Source organism: Legionella pneumophila subsp. pascullei, assembly GCF_900637585.1.
In the GTDB taxonomy this organism is placed as follows: domain Bacteria; phylum Pseudomonadota; class Gammaproteobacteria; order Legionellales; family Legionellaceae; genus Legionella; species Legionella pascullei.
In genome coordinates, this window is record NZ_LR134380.1 from 726026 (window position 1) to 746585 (window position 20560).

Below are 20560 nucleotides of genomic sequence, written 5' to 3' on the forward strand. Positions count from 1 at the left end.
GAAAATATCCTCGCGCCATTTTTCTCGCTGCTATATACTCATACGTTCATTCAATAATAAGCCTTGAAATTTATTTCGCGTTGTTAACATGATAAAAAAGGCAAGAAGCGCTATGGAGCAGTATTATGTCTAATCCTTATGTCTTGGTTTTATACTATTCCCGCACTGGAGCAACGGCACAATTAGCACAATATATCGCTCGTGGAGTGGAAAGTGTGTCTGGGATTGAAGCCAGGTTACGTACCGTGCCTCCTGTTTCTACCACCTGTGAAGCAGTGGATAAACCTGTTCCTGACTCTGGTGCAATTTATGTTTCTTTGGATGATTTGCGTCATTGTCATGGTCTGGCTTTAGGTAGCCCGACTCGCTTTGGTAATATGGCTGCTCCCATGAAGTATTTTTGGGATGGAACTACTTCTTTGTGGCTGGGAGGGGATTTGGTAAACAAACCGGCTTGTGTGTTTTCCTCTTCGGCAAGTATGCACGGTGGACAGGAGACGACTTTGATCTCCATGATGATTCCTTTGTTACATCATGGCATGATTTTATTGGGTGTTCCCTATACTGAAGCTACCCTAACCAGTACGAAGTCTGGTGGCACGCCTTATGGAGTAACTCATGTGGCTGGTGCTGATAACGATAATCCAATAAGTCAAGATGAGATCACGTTGGCTAAGGCTTTGGGGGAAAGACTGGGACGTGTAGCAATGAGACTGAAGGTTTGAGAGGGTTTGGCTGTTTATTTCCCCTCTCCCCAAAGGGGCGAGGGGATCCTTAATGAAACTAAAGCTTTCTTAAAGTTGATGGTTATGTGAGTTGATTGATACTGATATTTAAACAAAAACTCCCTCTCCCGCGAAAGAAATTGTATAAAAAATTAGGTTATGATTCGCGGGAGAGGGGTGGGGAGAGGGAAATAAGTGGTTCCAACTGATGCTAAATTATTGAAACAAGCAAAATCTCTCCGACAAAGGAGCACTGATGCTGAAAAATGTTTATGGTACTGTCTAAGAGCGCATCGATTAAAAGGATATAAATTTAAAAGACAAGTTCCTATTGGAAATTATATTGTCGATTTTGTTTGTATTCAGAGAAAACTGATTGTTGAATTGGATGGTGGGCAACATCTTTTAAATATAGAGTATGATCAAGACAGGAGTGCCTATTTTAGTTCATTGGGCTATAAGGTTTTGCGGTTTTGGAATGATGACGTGTTATTGAGAACAGGGGATGCACTTGAGAGTATTGTCAGATGTTTAGAAGAATCCTAAATTTGGTAAAATTAATATTTAACCGTTCAGTAATGACAGCGGAGTACCCTAAGTAATGAAAGTAATTAGTTTTAACGCCAATGGTATACGCTCTTCTGCTCGTAATGGGTTTTATGATTGGCTTGCGGGGCTGGATGCCGATTTTGTTTGTATTCAAGAAACGAAATCACAAGTCGAGCAATTAATTCCGGAAGAACTCTATTTCCCACGGGATTATTTTTGTGATTATTTTGATGCCGAAAAGAAAGGTTACAGTGGGGTAGCCATTTATTCCAAATATAAACCTGTGCGTATTGTGAAGGGGCTAGGGTTTGATTATTGTGATAAAGAGGGGCGTTATATCCAATTTGATTACCCTAAATTAAGTGTGGTTTCACTTTATTTGCCTTCTGGAACAAGTGGTGAGGATCGACAAGAAGTGAAATATGATTTTCTGGAGCAATTTGCCAGACACTTGATGAATTTAAAAAATGAAGGCCGAGAATTAATTATTTGTGGTGATTACAATATTGCCCATAAAAAGATAGATTTAAAAAATTGGCGGGGAAATCAGAAAAACTCGGGATTTTTACCCGAAGAGCGTGCCTGGATGGATGAGTTGTTTGGTACTATGGGGTTTGTAGACGCCTTTAGGGTACATAATCAGGAAGAAGAGCAATATACCTGGTGGTCTTATCGAGCTAGAGCCTGGGAAAAGAATGTCGGGTGGCGGATTGATTATCAGGTGATTACGCCTGGTCTGACGGAATATGTCGCGGACAGCCGAATTTTTCGCGAAGCACGTTTTTCGGATCATGCCCCTTTAATGATTGAATACAAGGGAGACTGGTGTGTTTAAACTCGCTAGCTGGAATGTTAATTCATTAAAAGTCCGTCTGGAACAGGTTTTGCAATGGCTTGAGTCTTCACAAGTTGATGTGCTTGCCATGCAAGAGACTAAGTTGACTGATGAGAATTTTCCAGCTGCTTCATTCACAGACAAAGGATATCAAGTCATTTTTTCAGGTCAGAAAACTTATAATGGGGTGGCTATTGTTAGTCGACATCCTCTGACAGATATTCAAACGGATATTCCAGAACTGGAAGATCCTCAGCGGCGTATCCTCGCTGCTACGGTAAAAGGAATAAGATTGATTAACCTCTATGTCCCTAATGGAGGAGAACTGACCTCAGACAAGTACCAATATAAACTGGATTGGTTAAAGAAAGTAACTTGTTTTATTCAACATCAGTTAAGCATTTATTCCAAAGTAGCAGTTGTGGGTGATTTTAATATTGCGCCTGAAAACCGGGATGTCCATGATCCAGTCGAGTGGGAGGGGTGTGTTTTGGTTAGTCCTGCTGAAAGACAAGCATTCATGAAGATACTTGATTTGGGTTTTCATGACAGTTTCCGTAATTTTGCTCAGGAAGAAAAGGCGTTTAGCTGGTGGGATTATAGAGCCGCAGCATTTCGACGTAATCGTGGTTTGCGCATTGATCATGTGTTATTGAGCCATGAATTAAATGCTTTATGTCGACAATCCAAAATTGATAAAGAGCCAAGAAAAGTAGAGAGGCCTTCAGATCATGCACCGGTTTGGGTTGAGTTAGAATTATAAATGTCTGAGCTGTTTGAGAAAAAATTGCTTTATGAGATCATTTCTGCTATTGTTTTGACTGATTTGTGTAGAGTATGGTGCTTGGCAATAGAGTCCAGGTGGCGATACTTATTTGAAACTAAAAGAGAGTGGTATTATGAAAGCATCAGTTCATCCTGATTATCAAACAGTTAAAGTAACATGCAGCTGTGGTGAAGTATTTGAAACTCGTTCTACTTTGTGTAAAGATTTGAACATAGAAGTCTGTTCAATGTGCCATCCTTTTTATACAGGCAAACAAAAGTTGGTTGATACTGGTGGCCGTGTTCAGAAATTCCGTGACAGGTATAATATGCGTACTGGACAAGCCAAATCAAAAGAATAATATTTTAATTCTTGAATTTTTAATAAAGGCACAAATTTTTTGTGCCTTTTCTCTAAGAGAGGATTAAAAATTCAAATTTTTAATATGATGTTTTCACCGCGTGATCTGAAATAGAGAGTATGCACTTTGGATAATGAAGTAATAAAGCAGCGGGCATTGGATTATCATGAGTTCCCTGTTCCTGGGAAACTCTCTGTTCATCTTACAAAATCGACTAATTCTCAAGATGATTTGTCTTTGGCCTATACGCCGGGTGTCGCTGCGCCAGTTTTAGCTATAGCGGAAGCGCCCGAAAATGCTTATCGTTTTACCAGCAAAGGCAATCTGGTTGCAGTGATGACCAATGGTACTGCAGTGCTAGGTTTGGGAAATCTTGGACCTTTAGCGAGTAAGCCTGTGATGGAAGGCAAAGCGGTATTATTTAAACGATTTGCCGATCTGGATGTCTTTGATATAGAAATCGATGCCGAGGATCCACAGTCTTTTATTGCTACAGCAAAGCGCATTGCCCCGACTTTCGGAGGCATAAATCTGGAAGACATCAAAGCTCCAGAGTGTTTTGAAATAGAACAGGCTTTGATCGAGCAGTTGAATATTCCTGTATTCCATGATGATCAACATGGTACTGCCATTGTAGTTGCAGCAGGCTTGTTAAACGCTTTGGAACTACAGAACAAGAAATTAAGCGACATTAAAATTGTCTGCATGGGCGCTGGAGCTGCTGGTATTGCTTCTATGCGACTTCTTGTGGCATTAGGGGCTCTAAAAAGTAATATGCTTCTTCTGGATACTAAGGGAGTTATTCATTCGGGCCGTGAGGATTTAAATCCCTATAAGTTTGCTTTTGCCAGAAATACTTCCTGTCGTACACTTGAAGATGCTTTGATTGATGCTGATGTGTTCATTGGCGTTGCTAGGCCAGATTTGCTGAATGCCCATTTATTAAGTTTGATGGCACCCAATCCAGTGATTTTTGCGTTATCTAACCCTGATCCTGAAATCAAACCCGAATTGGCTCATAGTGTGCGTAAGGATCTGGTGATGGCAACAGGACGAAGTGATTATCCTAATCAAGTTAATAATGTATTATGTTTTCCCTATATTTTTCGTGGTGCATTAGATGTACGTGCCACATGTATTAACCAGGCCATGCAAATTGCAGCTGTTGAAGCTATTCGTCAATTGGTACATGAGCCTGTTCCTCAGGTAGTGAAGGACAATTACCCAGGAGTTGTGAATTGGGATTTTGGACCTGACTATATTATTCCAAAGCCTATCGATCCTCGCCTTAAAGAGAGGGTCCCTGCTGCTGTAGCGAAAGCTGCGATAGCGAGTGGCGCGAGTCAATTTAAAAATTTATAAGGTAATAAATTCACCTTATAGAAGTAAGCAGTTTAGGTCTTATTAGCGTTTAAACAAAGGATATCTTGGAAAATTCTTTGAAAGCCATCGCTGGTTTTCTGGAAGACTGCAGGATGAGCTTTTGTGCGCTTATAAGATATGCTGGGATGCAGAAATGGGAAATAAAATTGGATTTAAAAATACTTGACTAATTGTTAAGGAGATAATTTTGCATACTGAAAACCGAACTAACTATGCAATGATAGGATGGCTACTTTGTGGGCTGGGGGCAATATTTTATAGTTATGAGTATTTGTTACGCATTGCACCAAGTGTAATGGAAAACGCTTTGAGGACTCATTTTAATTTATCGGCGTCTGGTTTTGGCTTCCTTTCTTCAATTTATTATGTAGCTTATGTTCCTATGCAATTGCCAGTTGGGGTTCTATTGGACAGGTATGGGCCGAAGAGACTGTTAACAATGGCCTGTTTGGTATGCGTTATTGGAACGTATATGTTTACTGGGACAACTATTTTCTGGGTGGCTGCAACAGGTCGCTTTTTAGTTGGATTTGGCTCCGCTTTCGCCTTCGTTGGGGTGTTAAAGATCGCTACTCTTTGGTTACCTGAAAACCGACTGGCTATGATATCTGGTCTGACGTCCGCATTAGGCCCTATAGGTGCTATGCTGGGCGATAACTTTCTGGAATTGTTCATCGTTAAAATGGGTTGGGTTAAGACACTTAACATGACCGCAGCTTTCGGTATTGTATTGACTTTAGTCTTGTGGGTTGGGATCAAGGATAGGAAGGGTCAGCACAGGCAAAGCGGAACAGTTCCCACTCTTAAGAAAGGGTTAGTTGATCTGGGAATTATTATTACCAGCCGGCAGATATGGGTCAATGGAATGTATGGTTGTTTAGTTTACCTGCCTACTACGGTCTTTGCAGAATTATGGGGTATTCCCTATTTACACCATGCCCATGGTTTAACTACCCAAGCGGCAGGATTAGCTAATTCCATACTGTTTTTGGGATTTATTATTGGTGCCCCAATAATGGGATATATTTCAGATCGCTTGTATCGACGTAAATTCCCAATGCTAATTGGTGCTAGTGGCGCAGCAATTGTCATGATGATGATTTTATATTTGCCCGGGTTAAATGAATCCAATATTCAGGCTTTAATGTTTTTACTAGGATTGCTTTATAGTGCCCAAGCTATAGTTTTTGCCGTGGGTAGAGAGTTGAGCCCTGGTGAAGCGGCTGGAACAGCAATGGCGGTGACTAATATGATAGTCATGCTCGGCGCAATGTTTTTGCAACCATTGGTAGGACATTTATTAGACTTCAGCTTATCAACTCATTTAAGTGATACTACTGGCATTGCAGTGGATAACATGAGTAAACTATATACTGTTGATGATTATCAGTTTGCCTTATCTATTATTCCATTAGGTATATTGATAGCAGCCATTTTAACTTTCTTTTTAAAAGAAACTCATGCAAAAGCACCTAAATAATATGACTACTAAAAAACAAATTTCATATGGTGTCCTGGTTTGTTTTATCGGGGCTGTTTTTTACTGTTATGAATTTATTCTCAGAATTGTTCCGGGGGCTTTGCAAACGGAGTTAAGTACGGCTTTAGGGCATATTTCTGCAACCACTTTTGGGCAGATTTCAGCCCTGTATTATTTTGCATATTCACCTATGCAAATGCCCGTAGGGATGTTAATGGATCGTTATGGGCCGAGACGACTTTTGACTTTTGCCTGTTTGTGTTGTGCCTTGGGCTCCTGGATGTTTACTTTGACCTGGTCGATTGTACTGGTGGGTATTGGTCGATTTCTGGTCGGATTTGGATCTTCCTTCGCTTTTGTTGGTGTTTTATCACTGGCTTTGCATTGGCTGCCCCGTCGTTATTTTTCTTTAGTTGCTGGTTTGATTACTACGCTAGGTATGTTAGGACTGGTTTATGGTGAAATCAAAATAACAGAATGGTCCGAGATCATAGGTTGGGATCATGTTTTAATGTACATTGCTATGATTGGTTCTGCACTATGTATCTTGACATTCTTTGTTGTTAGAGATGGTCCAGAAGGATATCAGCCTAATAAATATCCTTGGCCTGAGTTTTTTCATAATGTACTTAAAGTACTTATGTCTCATGAAGTGTGGCTTATTGGATTTGTTGGGGCCTGCCTTTATACTTCATTATCAGTATTTGGAGAGTTATGGGGTAAAACTTATTTGGAACAAGCTCATCATTTAACCAAAGTTGAAGCCGCAAAAACTGTTTCTGCTGTTTTTCTGGGATGGGCAGTAGGGGCTCCTTTGGCTGGGTACATATCTGATATCACGCGCAGGCGATTATTGCCTTTGGTGATTGGTGCGATAGTATCATTGGTATGCATTAGCTTTGTTTTGTATTGGCCTGGCCTATCCTATCTTACCTTGAACATATTGCTATTCTTGTATGGCGTTTTCAGTGCGACTGAAATTATAGTTTTTATTATGGCTAAGGAATGCAGCGGTGCCAAATTATCAGGGACAGTTTTTGCGGTAACCAATATGATTATTTCTCTTGCTGGTGCTGTTTTTCAACCACTCGTGGGAAAGTTACTGGATACATTTGGCGATAGCGGTATAGTGGCAGGTGAACATATCTATACTGTTGATGATTATCAAGTCGCACTTTCAATATTACCCATTTCATTACTTTTGGTAACTATTTTGGCTTTCTTTATTAAAGATAAGGACCACTCCAGTAATTCTTAATCTTAATTTTGGCAAAGGTCATCCTTGGCCTTTGTCAGTATGGGTGGTTGAATATCGCAACCAGCTCTTTGACGGGTAGCCGTAACTGACTTCTGCAGCTTATCCAGCGCGGCACATAAAAACTCTTTATCTGTGCCTTTTTGTAATAATGTCGTGTAAATTCAGTGTCATGATTCGATATGATGACAGGAATCCCTTTGGAGGCTGTTTCCCGAGCTAATTCGGCCAGTTCAATTTGATCTTCTAAAGAAAATATTTTTTGGTTATAGGGTAATGTTTGATTGTTTGCGGTTAGTGGCACGTAGGGTGGGTCACAGTAAATGACATCACCAGGTTCAGCTAAAGCAAAAGTGTTTCTAAAATCCCCGTGAATGAACTGGGCTGAAGAGCATTTTTTATAGAACAGCATCATTTCCTTGCGTGGAAAATAAGGTTTTTCGTAAAGACCAAAAGGAACATTGTATTTTCCTTTTGAATTGTATCGGCACAAACCATTATATCCATGCCGATTAAGATAGAGAAAAACTGCTGATTTTTGATTTGAATCCATTAAATTATTAAACTCACTTCGCAACTCATAATATTTTTCTTTGCAATTGGCTTCGGGAGTAAAATATTGTTGACAATAGTTTATAAAGGATTCGCCATTTATTTGCAGAACTTTGTAAATATTAACCAGGTCAGAATTGCTTTCGGCCAGTAGGTAGGATGAATAGCTGGTGTTCATAAAAACCACACCGGAACCGGCAAATGGCTCTATCAAACGCTGACCAGTTGGCAATGACGAGATAATTTCATTTAAACAATTGTATTTACTTCCTGCCCATTTCAGAAAAGGTCTGATTTTTGCCATAACTTATAGAATCAATATTTTAGAATGAAGTATCTCTTATTTTCAGGATAAATAACAGAATAATGAACACAGGTTCCTCATCTTGGATGAGGATTAATCCTTTAACTAGTTAATTTTGTTTTATAGCTTGCCAAATTTATATTGCTTAAAGTGATACCCAGGCTTTAAATTAATACATTATTGCAATAATGAGCAAGCCAATGGCAATGAAACCTATAAGTACTAAGGCTGTATTTCCTCCGGGAACCAAATGAGTTTCTGATGGCAATTGGCTACAGGTTTGCCTTCCTTTCCACGCCATGATAGCAGGTAATAACAGCAGTAAGATGACACAACAAACCCCAGCATAACTTAATGCATGCAGATAGATGCCTGGGTTAAACAACACAACTGCCAATGGGGGTAGAAATGTGAGAGCCAAGGTATACTTGCCTTGATTGCCAGATTTTTTAAGCTTTAATCCATCAGCAAGAAAATCAAATAATCCTAATGAAACTCCCAGAAATGCGGTAACCATACAGATAGAAGTGAAAAAACCAAAAAAACCACTGATCCACTGACTGCTTACCGATTGGCTAAGCGCCTCTGTGAGACCACTGGTTGCATGATCCGAGTTCATTAAGGACAATAAACCATTTTCTCCCTCGCGTGATATAACGCCCATAATCACAGCATCCCACACGATGTAGCAGAATAATGGGATAAGCGAGCCAAACAAAATAACCCGACGCAGACTACGAATATCATCTTTAAAATAATCACGTAAACTGGGCACAATGGACGCAAATCCAAAAGAGGTAACCAAGATCATGAGAGTACCAGTAAAGGCTTTCGCCGATCCACCTGTTAATCCGGCTGTTGATACATGCGGGCTGATAATGATAACCAATAAAACATAGACGCCTAGCTTGCCAAACATAAGCCCACGATTAACGTAGTCTACCGAGCGTATGCCACTATATACAATTAAACTGAACAAGGCAGTAAATATTACCGAGGTTATCCAATTGGGTAAGTTAATATGGGCCTTGTGCAGTAAACTGCTGAATACATCGCTTCCACCTGAAATATAGGCTGCCAGCAAGGTGTATAGAAGCAGAAGATACGTTATCCAGGCAATCACCTGGCCTGGTAGGCCCAAGGTTGATTTCGCCATTGAAATCATATTGCTGCCTGCCGGAAGCCGCAGATTTACCTCAAGAATTAACAAAGCTCCTGCGGTCATCACAAACCAGCAAAAAACCAGGAAAAATAATGAGTTTGCGAATCCCACCTCGGCTGTAGAGACAGGTAGTGCAAGCATACCACCACCAATCGAAGTGCCTACTATTAGTAATATACCGCCAATTAATTTTGAATTGATCACGAAGTATAACCCAAAAAACAGTACAAATATAGAACAAAATGATACTTTGTTCCTCAACAAAAGTCAACTTCCTTATCGCAGACATTAGCCATTTTCTCAGCTCAAATGGCCTAAACGTTCAATTTATGCATCCTGTCTATTAAGTTTTAATGTTTTACCTGCTAAAAAAGTAAAAAAGCCAGTAATAACATTAATCCATTTATTTAAAAAGTGTAATAAATTCATGTGTCAACAACGCTACAGAAACAATAATCACTGAGAACTGTGATATTTTACCCCCGGGAACCAAAAAGGGCGATTTGTAACGCTTTCTGCCAAAGTAACACATTAGGGCTGGCAATAATAGTAGTAATATGATGCAAAATATGCCGGCGTAGCGCAAAGCATAAATATAAGCCCCGGGATAATAAATGACGATGAGTAAAGGCGGCAAAAAAGTCAAAACAAATAAACCAAATCCATGGCGGCCTCGCTCACGCAATTTTAAGCCATCGGCAAGAAAACTAAATAAACAAAGTGATACACCTAAAAAGGCAGTTAACATACAAATAGAGGTAAAAAAATTAAAGAGGGCGCTGATTGTGGTATTTTCAACTTTATCAGTCAACAAACTGGCTAACGCGCTGGTTGTACGCGGATTTTGCATTAGACTTTCAAGTCCGCTAGTGCCTGCTGAAGGGAGCGAACCAATAATTACGGCATCCCAGGCTATGTAACATATCAAAGGTATTAATGATCCAATAAAAATGACTTTTTTTAATGTCTTAATGTCATCATCAAAATAATCTCTCAGATTTGGCACGATAATAGCAAAACCAAAGGAAGTAATTAAAATCATAATTGCGCCACCAATTTGTCGATAATCACCATGTTGAAAATAGTGAAATTCGATGTGTGGGGTAATCAGGATAACAAGTATGCAGTAAACGGCTAATTTACCGAACATGAGAGCGCGGTTAGCAACATCGACGGAATGGATGCCACCATATACCACCAGGCCAAAAATTAAAGTAAATAACGAACTTGCCTGCCAATCACTCAGATGCCAATTGACTTTGGACAATAGACTGTTCAATACATCAGCGCCGCCGGAAATGTAAGCGGAAAGCAAGGTATACAATAAGAAAAGGTAACTAATCCAGGCAGTAAGTAACCCATAATCGCCCAGAGTTGCCTTGGCCATGGAAACCATGTGTTTTCCTCTGGACAAATAGAGATTTGCTTCCAGGATGAAAAAGGCACCAAAGGTCATAAAGGCCCAGCAGATCAGAAGAAACAGAGAAGATTGCCAAAAACCGGTTGCTGCATTAGCTACTGGTAGAGCCAACATCCCTCCACCAATGGAGGTACCAACTATCAATAAGATGCCGCCTATAAATCTTGAACGCATTAATAAACCTTTATTTTACATAAGCCATTTGTGGTTGTGGTGGTTGAGCAGGACTTGTAAACCACTGGATCTCGATTCTTCTGTTCTGAGCGCTTCCATGAATAATAGCATTGTCAGAAATCGCATTCTTATCTCCATAGCCTTCTGCTTTTAGTCTTTTGGCTGCAATACCATTAGCCCAGAGAAAAGTCATCATTGTTTCAGCTTGCGCTTGAGAAAGTTTTCTCTTATGGCTGCGTGATCCGACATTATCAGTAAATCCGGCAACATAAATCGTACTTTGAGGATAAAAATTTAACAGCCTGATGACATTGTTTAAGCCAGGATAGCATATTTCATTAAGGCGGGGGCTGCTAAACATGAAATATTTGTCTGTAGGAATAATTAATGTTCTGGTATCCCCATATTCAACATACTGAATATCCTGTTTTTGCAGATCTCTGATAATTTTGCGTTTGCTGTCTCTGTAGATACTCGCAACCAGGCCTACGGTACCGCCAGCTGCTGCTCCAATAAGCGTTCCTGAAGCGGTACCACTGGCGATTACGCCAGCTACAGCTCCAATCCCTGTATCTACTCCAACTCTTTTAACAGATCGGCGATCGGGTTGAAAATTGTTATAAGGAGGATGAAAGCAGCCCGCAAGAAAGCAAATCATTAATCCATAACCAAGGATTCGTGTTTTAGCTAATTTGCGTGACATATCCACTCCTATAATCAATAATTTAATCATTATTAAGCATCTCATTAAATTTCGCAATCCAACGCTTTATATTTTTACAGGGCATATTAAAAAATGCCATTGCCAATCGAGAAAAATATTACTGTTCTTTAATTATTAACAACGATAAGAAATTAATCTTAAATGATCTTGAAAATCCCAATTATTTGTTGTGCGCATGTAGAATCATGTGATTTATCTTAAGAATTTGCCGTTTCTGATTGTATAGAGGTGTCTCTGGATGAATTTTGTTTTTATACCTCGCTACTTCGGTTTATTAACCAGGTTTTCTTTCTCAAAGAGCCTTAGCTTAAAACTATTTTTAAATGGTAAATTATGGCATTATGAGTTTTTATTTATACTTTCTTGATAAAAAATATAATGCGGGCAAAGGGTTAGTACGCCAAGTAATTCATGGAGAACTATATGAGTAAAAAAGCGATAGCAATAAGCATCGTCATCGCACTTTTTTTCATCACAGCAATTTGGTTCGCGTACGGCTTTGTCAAACAAGAAGAAAATCAAAATTGGCTTACCCTTTACGGAAATGTTGATATACGTGACGTCTCATTATCCTTTCGTGTCTCAGGACGTATTCTGTCTATGGCTGTTGATGAAGGAGCTCATGTTAAGAAGGGGCAAGTACTCGCCAGGCTTGATAAAGATACTTTCATAGCTAATCTGGAAATGGCGAAAGCACAATTGGAACAAGCGATTGCCAATCAAAAAAATGCAAGCAGAACTTATAAAAGACGTGAGCAATTGGTTGATAACGGCGCTGTTTCAAAAGCGCTTTTTGATGATTCTGTTGCGATGAAGGATTCGAGTAGCGCCGAAGTTTCTGTGGCTAAAGCGAATCTTGAGAAAGCTCAAATATCACTTAACGATACAGAAATTCATGCTCCTACTCACGGGACGATACTCACCAGAATTCAGGAACCAGGAGCCATTGTTAATGTTGCGGAGCCAGTTTATACCCTGGCTATTGATAATCCGGTATGGGTAAGAACTTACATTGATGAACCTTTTTTAGGTAAAGTTTATCCGGGACAGGACGCCTTGGTTTACACGGATTCCAATCCAGAAAAACCCTATAAGGGGCATATTGGTTTTATCTCTCCACAGGCAGAGTTCACGCCAAAAATTGTTGAAACAACTCAATTGCGAACTGATCTTGTCTATCGTATAAGAGTAGTCATTGATCAACCTGATAATGGATTACGGCAAGGAATGCCTGTTACAGTGAAAATCCATTTAAAAGCGAACTCATAGTAATGAATAGCTCAAAGCCACTTGTAAGTATTAATGGAGTCAGTAAATATTTTCCCGGAAACCTTGATCCTGCGTTAGATAATGTTTCTGCAACAATTTTTGAGGGGCAAATCACGGGTTTGGTTGGACCGGATGGGGCTGGAAAATCAACTCTTATGCGTCTTATATGCAGCCTGATGATGCCTACGCAAGGAACAATTACAGTAGATAATCTGAATACCCAAACGGACTCGGAAAAAATTCATGCGATTACCGGCTATATGCCGCAAAAATTTGGTTTGTACGAAGATTTGACCATTATAGAAAATTTGAGGCTTTATGCTGAACTTAGGAATCTGCATGGAGAGAAACGTGAAGAGCAATTTAGAACATTACTTAAATTTACAGCACTGGAGCCTTTTCAGAAACGTCTGGCAGGCAATCTCTCAGGAGGAATGAAGCAAAAGTTAGGACTGGCTTGTGCCTTAATGGGTGAACCTAAGCTCCTATTACTTGATGAGCCGAGTGTTGGCGTTGACCCAATCTCCAGAAGGGAGTTGTGGACTATGGTCCAGGGACTACTTGGAAAGGGTATGGGTGTTGTTTGGTCAACAGCTTATCTTGATGAGGCGGAAAAGTGTGATCAAATTCTTTTACTTAATGCTGGAAAGCCAATATACCATGGAAAACCGGGAGATTTTTTGCAAAAAACCAAAGACCGGACTTTTCAAATTTGCGGTGTTTCCCTGTTAAATCGTCGCCAAGCTCTAATGAATGCCCTTAATACTCCTGAAGTCATTGATGGTGTCATTCAAGGTAAGAATATTCGTATTGTCATTAGTGATAAAAAAATAAAGCCAAGTTTGGATGGTATAACTCGGGAACCTGGAGTTACCTTTCAAGATGTTGAACCGCGTTTTGAAGACGCTTTTATTGATAGTCTGAAAACTAAAATAAGCGGTCGCTCTTTATTAGCCGAGCATATTACTGAAAAGCCTCATAGTGACAAGCCTATCATCGAGGCTCGGAGCTTAACCAAACGTTTTGGCAGTTTTACTGCCGTTTCGAATAATGAATTTACAATCAAACGTGGTGAAATTTTCGGTTTATTAGGTCCTAATGGAGCCGGTAAATCAACCACATTTAAAATGATGTGCGGCTTATTGCAACCTACTCAAGGACAAGCTTTTGTGATGGGGCTTGATCTGAAAACTTCATCCTCAGAAGCAAGAAGCCGCATTGGGTATATGGCTCAGAAATTTTCACTATACAGTCACCTGGATGCGTTGCAGAACATGCGCTTTTTTTCTGGCTTATATGGGTTATCCGGAAAAAGGCAGGACGCACAGATTAACAGCATGATTGAAATCTTTGATCTTAAAAAACACTTAAAGCAAAATTCGGGCGAGCTTCCATTAGGATTTAAACAGCGTCTCGCCCTGGCTTGTGCCGTAATGCATGAGCCTGATGTGTTATTTCTTGACGAGCCGACCTCGGGAGTAGATCCATTGACCCGACGCGAGTTTTGGACACATATTAATGGTATGGTGAATAAAGGTGTGACTGTGATGGTAACCACTCATTTTATGGATGAAGCGGAATATTGCGATCGTATCGCTCTTATTTACAGGGGGAAAAATATTGCCACAGGAACACCTGATGATTTAAAAGATAAAGTACGTAGCTCTACATTACCCAATCCTACTTTAGAAGACGCTTTTATCGAGTTAATCCGATTGGATGAGTTGCAAGAGCCAGTACACTAACACAGGGAGAACAGTGGTTGAATATTCGCTTTCTAAAGGCTTTGGTCATTAAGGAAACTCTGCAAATTATCCGTGATCCCAGTACTATATTAATTGCCTTTGTATTGCCTTTAATTTTGCTTTTTATTTTCGGTTATGGTGTTAACCTGGACACTGATCAAGTCAAGTTTGGCCTGGCTTTAGAAAGTTACGATTCTTCGACAGTTAGTCTCTCTCAATCTTTTAGCAGTTCCCGATTTTTGGATGTATCCATTTCAACAAACAGACAAGAGTTTAGTCATGGCTTGGTTAATGGGGCAATTCGTGGTTTTATTGATATCCCTCAACGGTTTACTGCCAATAGCCTGAGTGGAAATCCCAAGCCAACTCTGCAAACTATAGTTGATGGCTCTTATCCGCAAGTTGCCGGTTTTGCAGAAAATTATGCGCTTGGGGCTTTGCAAACCTGGATTAGCTCTCAAGCTTATGAACATGGTCAACTGACGGTTAAGTCTGGTATTAATCTGGAGCCGAGATATTGGTACAACCAGGAGCTGAAAAGCAGAAACTTTCTTATTCCTGGCTCAATTGTTATTGTTATGACTTTGATTGGAACATTGCTCACCTCATTGGTCATAGCTCGTGAGTGGGAAAGAGGAACGATGGAGGCGATGATGGCAACACCAATTTCTATTGTTGACATCATCTTGGGAAAATTAATCCCCTATTTTGTGTTAGGGATGGGCTCGATGTTTTTATGCACCATTATTGCAACATTGTATTATGGAGTGCCTTTCCAAGGCACTCTTTTGGCGTTGACATTAGTATCAGCTGTTTTTTTAGTCGCGGCCCTGGGACAGGGATTATTAATTTCAACCCTTGCAAAAGACCAGTTTGTGGCTTCGCAATTGGCTTTAATGTCTGCTTTTTTGCCTTCATTTATTCTTTCCGGGTTTATATTTGAAATCAATTCGATGCCAAAATGGATACAACTACTCACTCATTTGTTTGCAGCACGTTATTTTGTGACAAGCCTGCAAACCTTGTTTTTAACAGGTAACATTTGGACTCTTTTGGTTCGTTGTCTCTTTGCGATTGCACTGATTGGATTTGCATTCTTTTTTATTACCGCGCATAAAACCAGAAAAAGGCTTGACTAATGGCAAGATTATCTCCAACAACAAGAATTATTGCTCTTGTCATTAAGGAAATATTGACTTTATTTAAAGATCCCAAGGGGCGAATTGTATTGATAGCTCCTCCACTCCTCCAGTTATTGATTTTTTCTTTTGCAGCGACTATGGAAATCAAAAATATTTCTATAGGCATCTTGAATCAGGATTCTGGAAAGCATGGTTATGAAGTGATTCAACGCTTTATAGGCTCACCAACTTTTTCGAAGGTGTTTTTTATTCAAAAACAGTCTGATATCAGGCCTATTATTGATAACCAGGAAGCAATGGTTGTAATGACTATCCCCCAAGATTTTTCTCGTAAAATTGAATCCCATTCACAAGCGAATATTCAGTTAATTTTGGATGGTCGACGTTCCAACGCAACGCAAATTGTAAATGGTTATATAAATAGTATTATTGAAAATTATGATCAGGAAATTCAAAAAACGAGTGGTTCAATCAAGACCCCTCCGGTGATGGTGACTCGTAGTTGGTTTAACGAAAATTTACTTTATCTTTGGTTTACCGTTCCTTCATTAATTTGCATATTATCCATGCTGATTTCTCTTGTTGTTACCGCTTTATCCGTAGCCAGAGAAAGAGAATTGGGGACTTTTGATCAATTATTAGTGTCACCTCTTACCCCCTATGAAATTCTTATCGGCAAGACCATTCCTGCCATTATTATTGGGTTGGCAGAAGGTTTTTTGATGTGGATTGCTGCGGTTTGGCTATTTGATGTTCCTTTTTATGGTTCGTCATTATTGATGATTTATGTTTTATTTATTTTTATTATGTCAACAGTGGGTGTTGGCCTATTCATTTCTTCTATGTGTAAAACCCAGCAGCAAGCTATTTTAGGCGTATTTATCTACATGGTGCCTGTTGTGACGCTTTCTGGTTACGCTTCGCCGGTTGAAAACATGCCGGAGTGGCTTCAGGATTTAACATGGTTTAATCCATTAAAATTCACCTTAATTGCAGTAATTGGTATTTTCTTAAAAGGTATGTCGGCTTTAGAGGTTTTTATCACAACGTGGCCACTTCTATTGGTAGCGGCTGTTACATTATTTATTGCGGGCTGGTTTTTTAAACAGCGTATGGAGTAAGAAACAGTATGGACAGAAAATTAGTGCTACTATTCAGTATTTCTTTTTTATTTGGCTGTACTGTCGGCCCTAATTATCAACGCCCCGACATTAAAATTCAGGAAAAATGGCCAACAAGCAAGGTGGAGAAAAAAAATTCCAGTGGGGCCCCTATTAATTTAACTTGGTGGAAATCATTCCGCGACCCCCTGCTTGACCGATATATTAATGAAGCAGCCACTAATAATCTTGATATCAAAATAGCAGAGGCTCGTATCCGTCAAGCTCGGGCAATGAAGCAAATATCCATTGCCAATTTTTACCCGCAGATCAATGGGTCGGCAATTACTAATTCTTTGCAAATCAGTAAAGGCACATTGGAGGGTATTTTTGCCGATTCTCCAACGTACACGCTTATTGATAGAAATCAATGGATATATAATTTAGGTTTTGATGCGCAATGGGAATTGGATTTATTTGGTAAAACAAGAAGAAAGGTTCAAGCAAGTAAAGCCAGCCTGGAAGAGGCTTATGAATCGCGCCGCACTATTTTATTATCTACGATAGCCGAGATCGCACGAAGTTATGTAGAATTACGCGGCGCGCAACAATTGTATGGTATTGCGCAAAAAAATGTGGAATTGCAAAGAAAAACGCTAACTCTTGTTCGTCAACGCTATACGGCAGGAGTTAGTAGTGAAGTCGATGTCTCTTTGGCAGAAGGCCAGTTAAAAAATACAGAATCTGTTTTACCTAATTATATTGCTCAAATACAGGCGAACGCTTATCAAATTGCGGTTATGCTAGGTAAAGATCCACAAGCAATTCTCAAAGATATTGCAAAACCCCAATCCTTACCCAAACCACCCCGTAAAGTACCTTTGGGATTACGTTCAGATATTCTGCGCCAGCGCCCAGACATAAGAGCGACAGAGAGGCAATTAGCGTCTGCTGTTGCTGAAATTGGCGTAGCAGTTGCTGACTTTTTCCCGCAATTTAATCTTTCTATTTCCAATCTTGCTTTTCAGAGTACCTCTGTTGATACCTTATTTCAATCCAGTAGTGGATTTTGGCTCATGGGCCCACAAGTCAGTTTACCAATATTTCATGGTGGTCAGATTAGAGCTAATGTTGAGAGTAAGAAGGCGGCTGCTCAGCAAGCAGCAATCCAATACAAAAAAGTTATCCTTGAGGCATTGCAAGAGGTTCAAAGCGCTCTTGTCCGTTATAGCCAATCGCTTGATACAAGCAATAGTTTGCATTCTGCAATCATCGCGAATGAAAGAGCGGTTCAATTTGCAAAAAAACGGTTTCAATATGGTGAAGATGATTATCTGGCGCTACTGCAATCAGAGGCTGCCCTTCTGAATGCTGAGACTCAGGAAATCAATTCAGAAGTGTCTTCATTGACCGCGTTAATCAGTCTATATAAAGCGCTTGGTGGAGGCTGGGAAAGTTTTGAGGTTTAAAGTCGGCTTAAACATCCGCGCATGCTCTAAAATCAGGAACTTTATCAATAAATTAATGTAATAAGTTATGGATATGGTAGGTCATTATCTTGAATCGTTCGGGCTGAAGAGGCATTTATGCCGTCTCGAAGCCTTGTATGGAATTTAATGTTTCGTACCAAGGCTTCGAGACGATGCTTACTCATCTCCTCAGCCCAAACGGACTCTGGATATCGACAGCTTCTTATATAATCCTTGTCCATTACGTTAAATTAGCAAAAGTCAGACGCGTAGCTCGCAAACGTAGAGCTGGCTATAGAACGATTTACGTTTACTACCATGAAAATATCTCTTACAAAGGTGTTAGAAACCTATTCATATCAGGCTGTTGGTTTAAACGGTACTGATAAACGATATAAAAGGCCATTACATTTTTTAGATAGTTTCTTGTTTCTTGCCAGGGGAGTGTTTCAATCCAGATATCGATTTCTTTTGGCGGATGATTTTTAAGCCAATAGACTACTTGTCTCGGACCCGCATTGTAAGCGGCAGCCACAAGAACAGGATGGTTGCTGAAACGTTTGGTTAAGTGCTGTAAGTAAGCAATCCCTATATTGATATTCTTTTGGGATAAAAACAATTGTTTATGATCCGAGTAGGGTATTTTGCTGGTTTTGGAAATAGCACTGGCCGTTTGCGGCATGACTTGCATTAGCCCTTTAGCACCAGCAGAGGATGTTACATCTTCTCTAAAACCACTTTCCTGACGAATAATAGCATATACAAGCTCAGGTGGTATGGCGTATTTGGATGCATATAGTTTTATTGTGTCTTTGTAGGCTAATGGAAATCTCAAGTCCAATTGATTATTGAGGGTGTCATTATTGCTTAAGTAAACTGATTTTCCGTGCCATTTTAGTTCGGTGGCTATCCAATAGACTAGAGCACTTGCTTCTTCTTTGGGTAGTTCACTAATAAAATCATTCAATAACCTTGATGCCTGTAGTAGTTGTTTGGAGTTGTAAAGATTTTTAACTTGCGCTATGACAGGCTGATAGGGTTTGAGAATCTCTTTGTTGGTAGTGGGTTTTTCATTATCAAAGCTGGGCCTTTTTTTCAAACGTTTGCTGGCCAGGAAACCATAATAATGTCTGTTTTTAGCCAGTGGCTCATAAATTTTAATCGCTTCTGCTTTTTTCCCTTGTTCTTCCAGGGAACGAGCTAACCAATATTGCCAACAAGGCATCTCTTTATTTGGCGCATTGTTAATTAATTTCTCAACTTGTTTCCAGTTGTTATTTTTCAGAGCAAAGCGTATTTGCCAATCGACTAACACATCGGTGTAGTATTCAGGTTTGATTTTGGCAAACCATTCTTGTGCATCAGCATGATTCCTCATGGCCTTATATAAAGCCAAATGCGCAAGAAAAGCTTGTTTTTGCTGCTCATTTAGCATGATTTTAGTTTTTTTCTCTTGCCATAATTTCAGCGCTTTATCCATGTTGATGGATACTAACCTTTTTAATCCATAAAGATAAAAGTAATCGTTTAATTTACCAGGGTTTAATTTGGAGATATTGGAAGGGTTTTCGTAAACACTGGTTAAATTTTTTATTTCTAAGTCGTGAGGTGTTTTATATTGTTTTAACAGATAACGAGCCAGATGAACATTACGGTTGTCCAGTGCCAGTGTTATACGTTGCGTAATGAATTTTTGATCAAAGTTATCTTGCTTTAACAGCAAAGCAAATAGGGTATTGCACGCTTGGGGTCTGGACTCTCCAGTTAACCAGATCGGAATAGAGCCTGCTATGGCTTCCTTATATAATCCTAAATTAAATTTGGCAATTTGAGCAAAGCATCTGAGGTTTATGTCGTTGGTGGGTTGATAATACTTATTATAATTTTCCCAATCCTTTATTCTAGCCAGTTCATATAACCATTTGTCGCGCAATTTATTCGCAAGGGGTGTGCTCTCTTTTACAAATTCCAAAAATTGTGGTGAGGGGTTGATAGGAAGCTGTTCATACCATGCAAGATAGCGATTAAATCTGTCCATGTAGGCTTGTCCAGATAAAGCAAACAAGTTTAAAGAACAGAGAAGCCCACATAAAAAAATTAATAATCTTTTCATAATTCCTCTTAATAAGTCTTGAGGGCAATTAT

18 protein-coding genes are annotated in these 20560 nt (G+C 39.6%); 13 read left to right on the forward strand and 5 right to left on the reverse strand.

All coding sequences use genetic code 11. The features are described 5' to 3' along the window. The first annotated feature begins 125 nt into the window (after positions 1 to 125). The 8 genes from wrbA (at position 126) to EL201_RS03395 (ending at position 7357) form a co-directional block, all read left to right on the forward strand. Positions 126 to 725: an NAD(P)H:quinone oxidoreductase gene (gene wrbA, locus EL201_RS03360; RefSeq protein ID WP_027223698.1), complete on the forward strand. Its 600-nt coding sequence runs from the start codon at positions 126 to 128 to the stop codon at positions 723 to 725. A gap of 195 nt (positions 726 to 920) precedes the next feature. Continuing rightward, complete coding sequence (locus EL201_RS03365; RefSeq protein WP_027223699.1) at positions 921 to 1271, forward strand: endonuclease domain-containing protein; 351 nt, start codon at positions 921 to 923, stop codon at positions 1269 to 1271. A 55-nt stretch (positions 1272 to 1326) separates the two neighbouring features. After that, on the forward strand, positions 1327 to 2109 hold the full coding sequence (locus EL201_RS03370; RefSeq protein ID WP_027223700.1) for an exodeoxyribonuclease III: 783 nt from the start codon (positions 1327 to 1329) through the stop codon (positions 2107 to 2109). Beyond that, a complete protein-coding gene (gene xth, locus EL201_RS03375; protein ID WP_027223701.1) occupies positions 2102 to 2872 on the forward strand; it encodes an exodeoxyribonuclease III in 771 nt (256 codons plus the stop codon). Before EL201_RS03370 ends, xth begins: the two co-directional genes overlap by 8 nt. A gap of 136 nt (positions 2873 to 3008) precedes the next feature. Further along, on the forward strand, positions 3009 to 3236 hold the full coding sequence (gene rpmE, locus EL201_RS03380; protein ID WP_010946387.1) for a 50S ribosomal protein L31: 228 nt from the start codon (positions 3009 to 3011) through the stop codon (positions 3234 to 3236). Between the two features lie 126 nt (positions 3237 to 3362). Then, a complete protein-coding gene (locus tag EL201_RS03385) occupies positions 3363 to 4598 on the forward strand; it encodes a malic enzyme-like NAD(P)-binding protein (RefSeq protein ID WP_027223702.1) in 1236 nt (411 codons plus the stop codon). A gap of 208 nt (positions 4599 to 4806) precedes the next feature. Then, positions 4807 to 6099, forward strand: coding sequence for an MFS transporter (locus tag EL201_RS03390; RefSeq protein WP_027223703.1), 1293 nt, complete (start codon positions 4807 to 4809; stop codon positions 6097 to 6099). Beyond that, on the forward strand, positions 6080 to 7357 hold the full coding sequence (locus tag EL201_RS03395) for an MFS transporter (RefSeq protein ID WP_027223704.1): 1278 nt from the start codon (positions 6080 to 6082) through the stop codon (positions 7355 to 7357). The genes EL201_RS03390 and EL201_RS03395 overlap by 20 nt, the downstream gene beginning before the upstream one ends. A 34-nt stretch (positions 7358 to 7391) precedes the next feature. Here EL201_RS03395 and EL201_RS03400 read toward each other — a convergent pair whose 3' ends face one another. The 4 genes from EL201_RS03400 to cmpA form a co-directional block, all read right to left on the reverse strand. Beyond that, positions 7392 to 8210, reverse strand: a complete 819-nt coding sequence (locus tag EL201_RS03400) for a Dam family site-specific DNA-(adenine-N6)-methyltransferase (protein ID WP_027223705.1) — start codon at positions 8208 to 8210, stop codon at positions 7392 to 7394. Between the two features lie 169 nt (positions 8211 to 8379). After that, positions 8380 to 9576 carry an amino acid permease gene (locus tag EL201_RS03405; RefSeq protein ID WP_027223706.1) on the reverse strand — a complete coding sequence of 399 codons (1197 nt, stop codon included), beginning with the start codon at positions 9574 to 9576 and terminating at the stop codon, positions 8380 to 8382. A 199-nt stretch (positions 9577 to 9775) separates the two neighbouring features. Next, a complete protein-coding gene (locus EL201_RS03410) occupies positions 9776 to 10966 on the reverse strand; it encodes an amino acid permease (protein WP_027223707.1) in 1191 nt (396 codons plus the stop codon). A gap of 10 nt (positions 10967 to 10976) precedes the next feature. Beyond that, complete coding sequence (cmpA, locus tag EL201_RS03415) at positions 10977 to 11669, reverse strand: C-OmpA-like family protein CmpA (RefSeq protein ID WP_027223708.1); 693 nt, start codon at positions 11667 to 11669, stop codon at positions 10977 to 10979. 444 nt (positions 11670 to 12113) lie between these two features. Here cmpA and EL201_RS03420 point away from each other — a divergent pair, with 444 nt between their 5' ends. Genes EL201_RS03420 through EL201_RS03440 form a run of 5 tightly spaced genes read left to right on the forward strand, consistent with a single transcriptional unit; the run spans position 12114 to position 18415 of the window. Beyond that, positions 12114 to 12959 (forward strand): efflux RND transporter periplasmic adaptor subunit, encoded by an 846-nt coding sequence (locus EL201_RS03420; protein ID WP_027223709.1) that lies wholly within the window; start codon positions 12114 to 12116, stop codon positions 12957 to 12959. A 2-nt stretch (positions 12960 to 12961) separates the two neighbouring features. Next, entirely contained in the window at positions 12962 to 14704 is a 1743-nt protein-coding gene (locus tag EL201_RS03425) for an ATP-binding cassette domain-containing protein (RefSeq protein ID WP_027223710.1), read from the forward strand. Positions 14705 to 14721: 17 nt separating this feature from the next. Then, complete coding sequence (locus EL201_RS03430) at positions 14722 to 15843, forward strand: ABC transporter permease (RefSeq protein WP_027223711.1); 1122 nt, start codon at positions 14722 to 14724, stop codon at positions 15841 to 15843. After that, a complete protein-coding gene (locus EL201_RS03435; RefSeq protein ID WP_027223712.1) occupies positions 15843 to 16967 on the forward strand; it encodes an ABC transporter permease in 1125 nt (374 codons plus the stop codon). The genes EL201_RS03430 and EL201_RS03435 overlap by 1 nt, the downstream gene beginning before the upstream one ends. Positions 16968 to 16975: 8 nt before the next feature. Beyond that, a complete protein-coding gene (locus EL201_RS03440; RefSeq protein ID WP_027223713.1) occupies positions 16976 to 18415 on the forward strand; it encodes an efflux transporter outer membrane subunit in 1440 nt (479 codons plus the stop codon). Positions 18416 to 18746: 331 nt separating this feature from the next. On the opposite strand, the gene EL201_RS03445 is transcribed toward EL201_RS03440, so the two are convergent. Then, complete coding sequence (locus tag EL201_RS03445; RefSeq protein WP_027223714.1) at positions 18747 to 20528, reverse strand: transglycosylase SLT domain-containing protein; 1782 nt, start codon at positions 20526 to 20528, stop codon at positions 18747 to 18749. Between the last annotated feature and the right edge of the window lie 32 nt (positions 20529 to 20560).

Bases quoted from the DNA above. Each gene is read 5' to 3' on its own strand.
- EL201_RS03435 (WP_027223712.1), top strand. From the start codon at position 15,843: ATGGCAAGATTATCTCCAACAACAAGAATTATTGCTCTTGTCATTAAG.
- wrbA (WP_027223698.1), top strand. From the start codon at position 126: ATGTCTAATCCTTATGTCTTGGTTTTATACTATTCCCGCACTGGAGCA.
- EL201_RS03410 (WP_027223707.1), bottom strand. From the start codon at position 10,966: ATGCGTTCAAGATTTATAGGCGGCATCTTATTGATAGTTGGTACCTCC.
- cmpA (WP_027223708.1), bottom strand. From the start codon at position 11,669: ATGTCACGCAAATTAGCTAAAACACGAATCCTTGGTTATGGATTAATG.
- EL201_RS03440 (WP_027223713.1), top strand. From the start codon at position 16,976: ATGGACAGAAAATTAGTGCTACTATTCAGTATTTCTTTTTTATTTGGC.
- EL201_RS03420 (WP_027223709.1), top strand. From the start codon at position 12,114: ATGAGTAAAAAAGCGATAGCAATAAGCATCGTCATCGCACTTTTTTTC.
- EL201_RS03425 (WP_027223710.1), top strand. From the start codon at position 12,962: ATGAATAGCTCAAAGCCACTTGTAAGTATTAATGGAGTCAGTAAATAT.
- EL201_RS03445 (WP_027223714.1), bottom strand. From the start codon at position 20,528: ATGAAAAGATTATTAATTTTTTTATGTGGGCTTCTCTGTTCTTTAAAC.
- EL201_RS03400 (WP_027223705.1), bottom strand. From the start codon at position 8,210: ATGGCAAAAATCAGACCTTTTCTGAAATGGGCAGGAAGTAAATACAAT.
- rpmE (WP_010946387.1), top strand. From the start codon at position 3,009: ATGAAAGCATCAGTTCATCCTGATTATCAAACAGTTAAAGTAACATGC.
- EL201_RS03370 (WP_027223700.1), top strand. From the start codon at position 1,327: ATGAAAGTAATTAGTTTTAACGCCAATGGTATACGCTCTTCTGCTCGT.
- EL201_RS03395 (WP_027223704.1), top strand. From the start codon at position 6,080: ATGCAAAAGCACCTAAATAATATGACTACTAAAAAACAAATTTCATAT.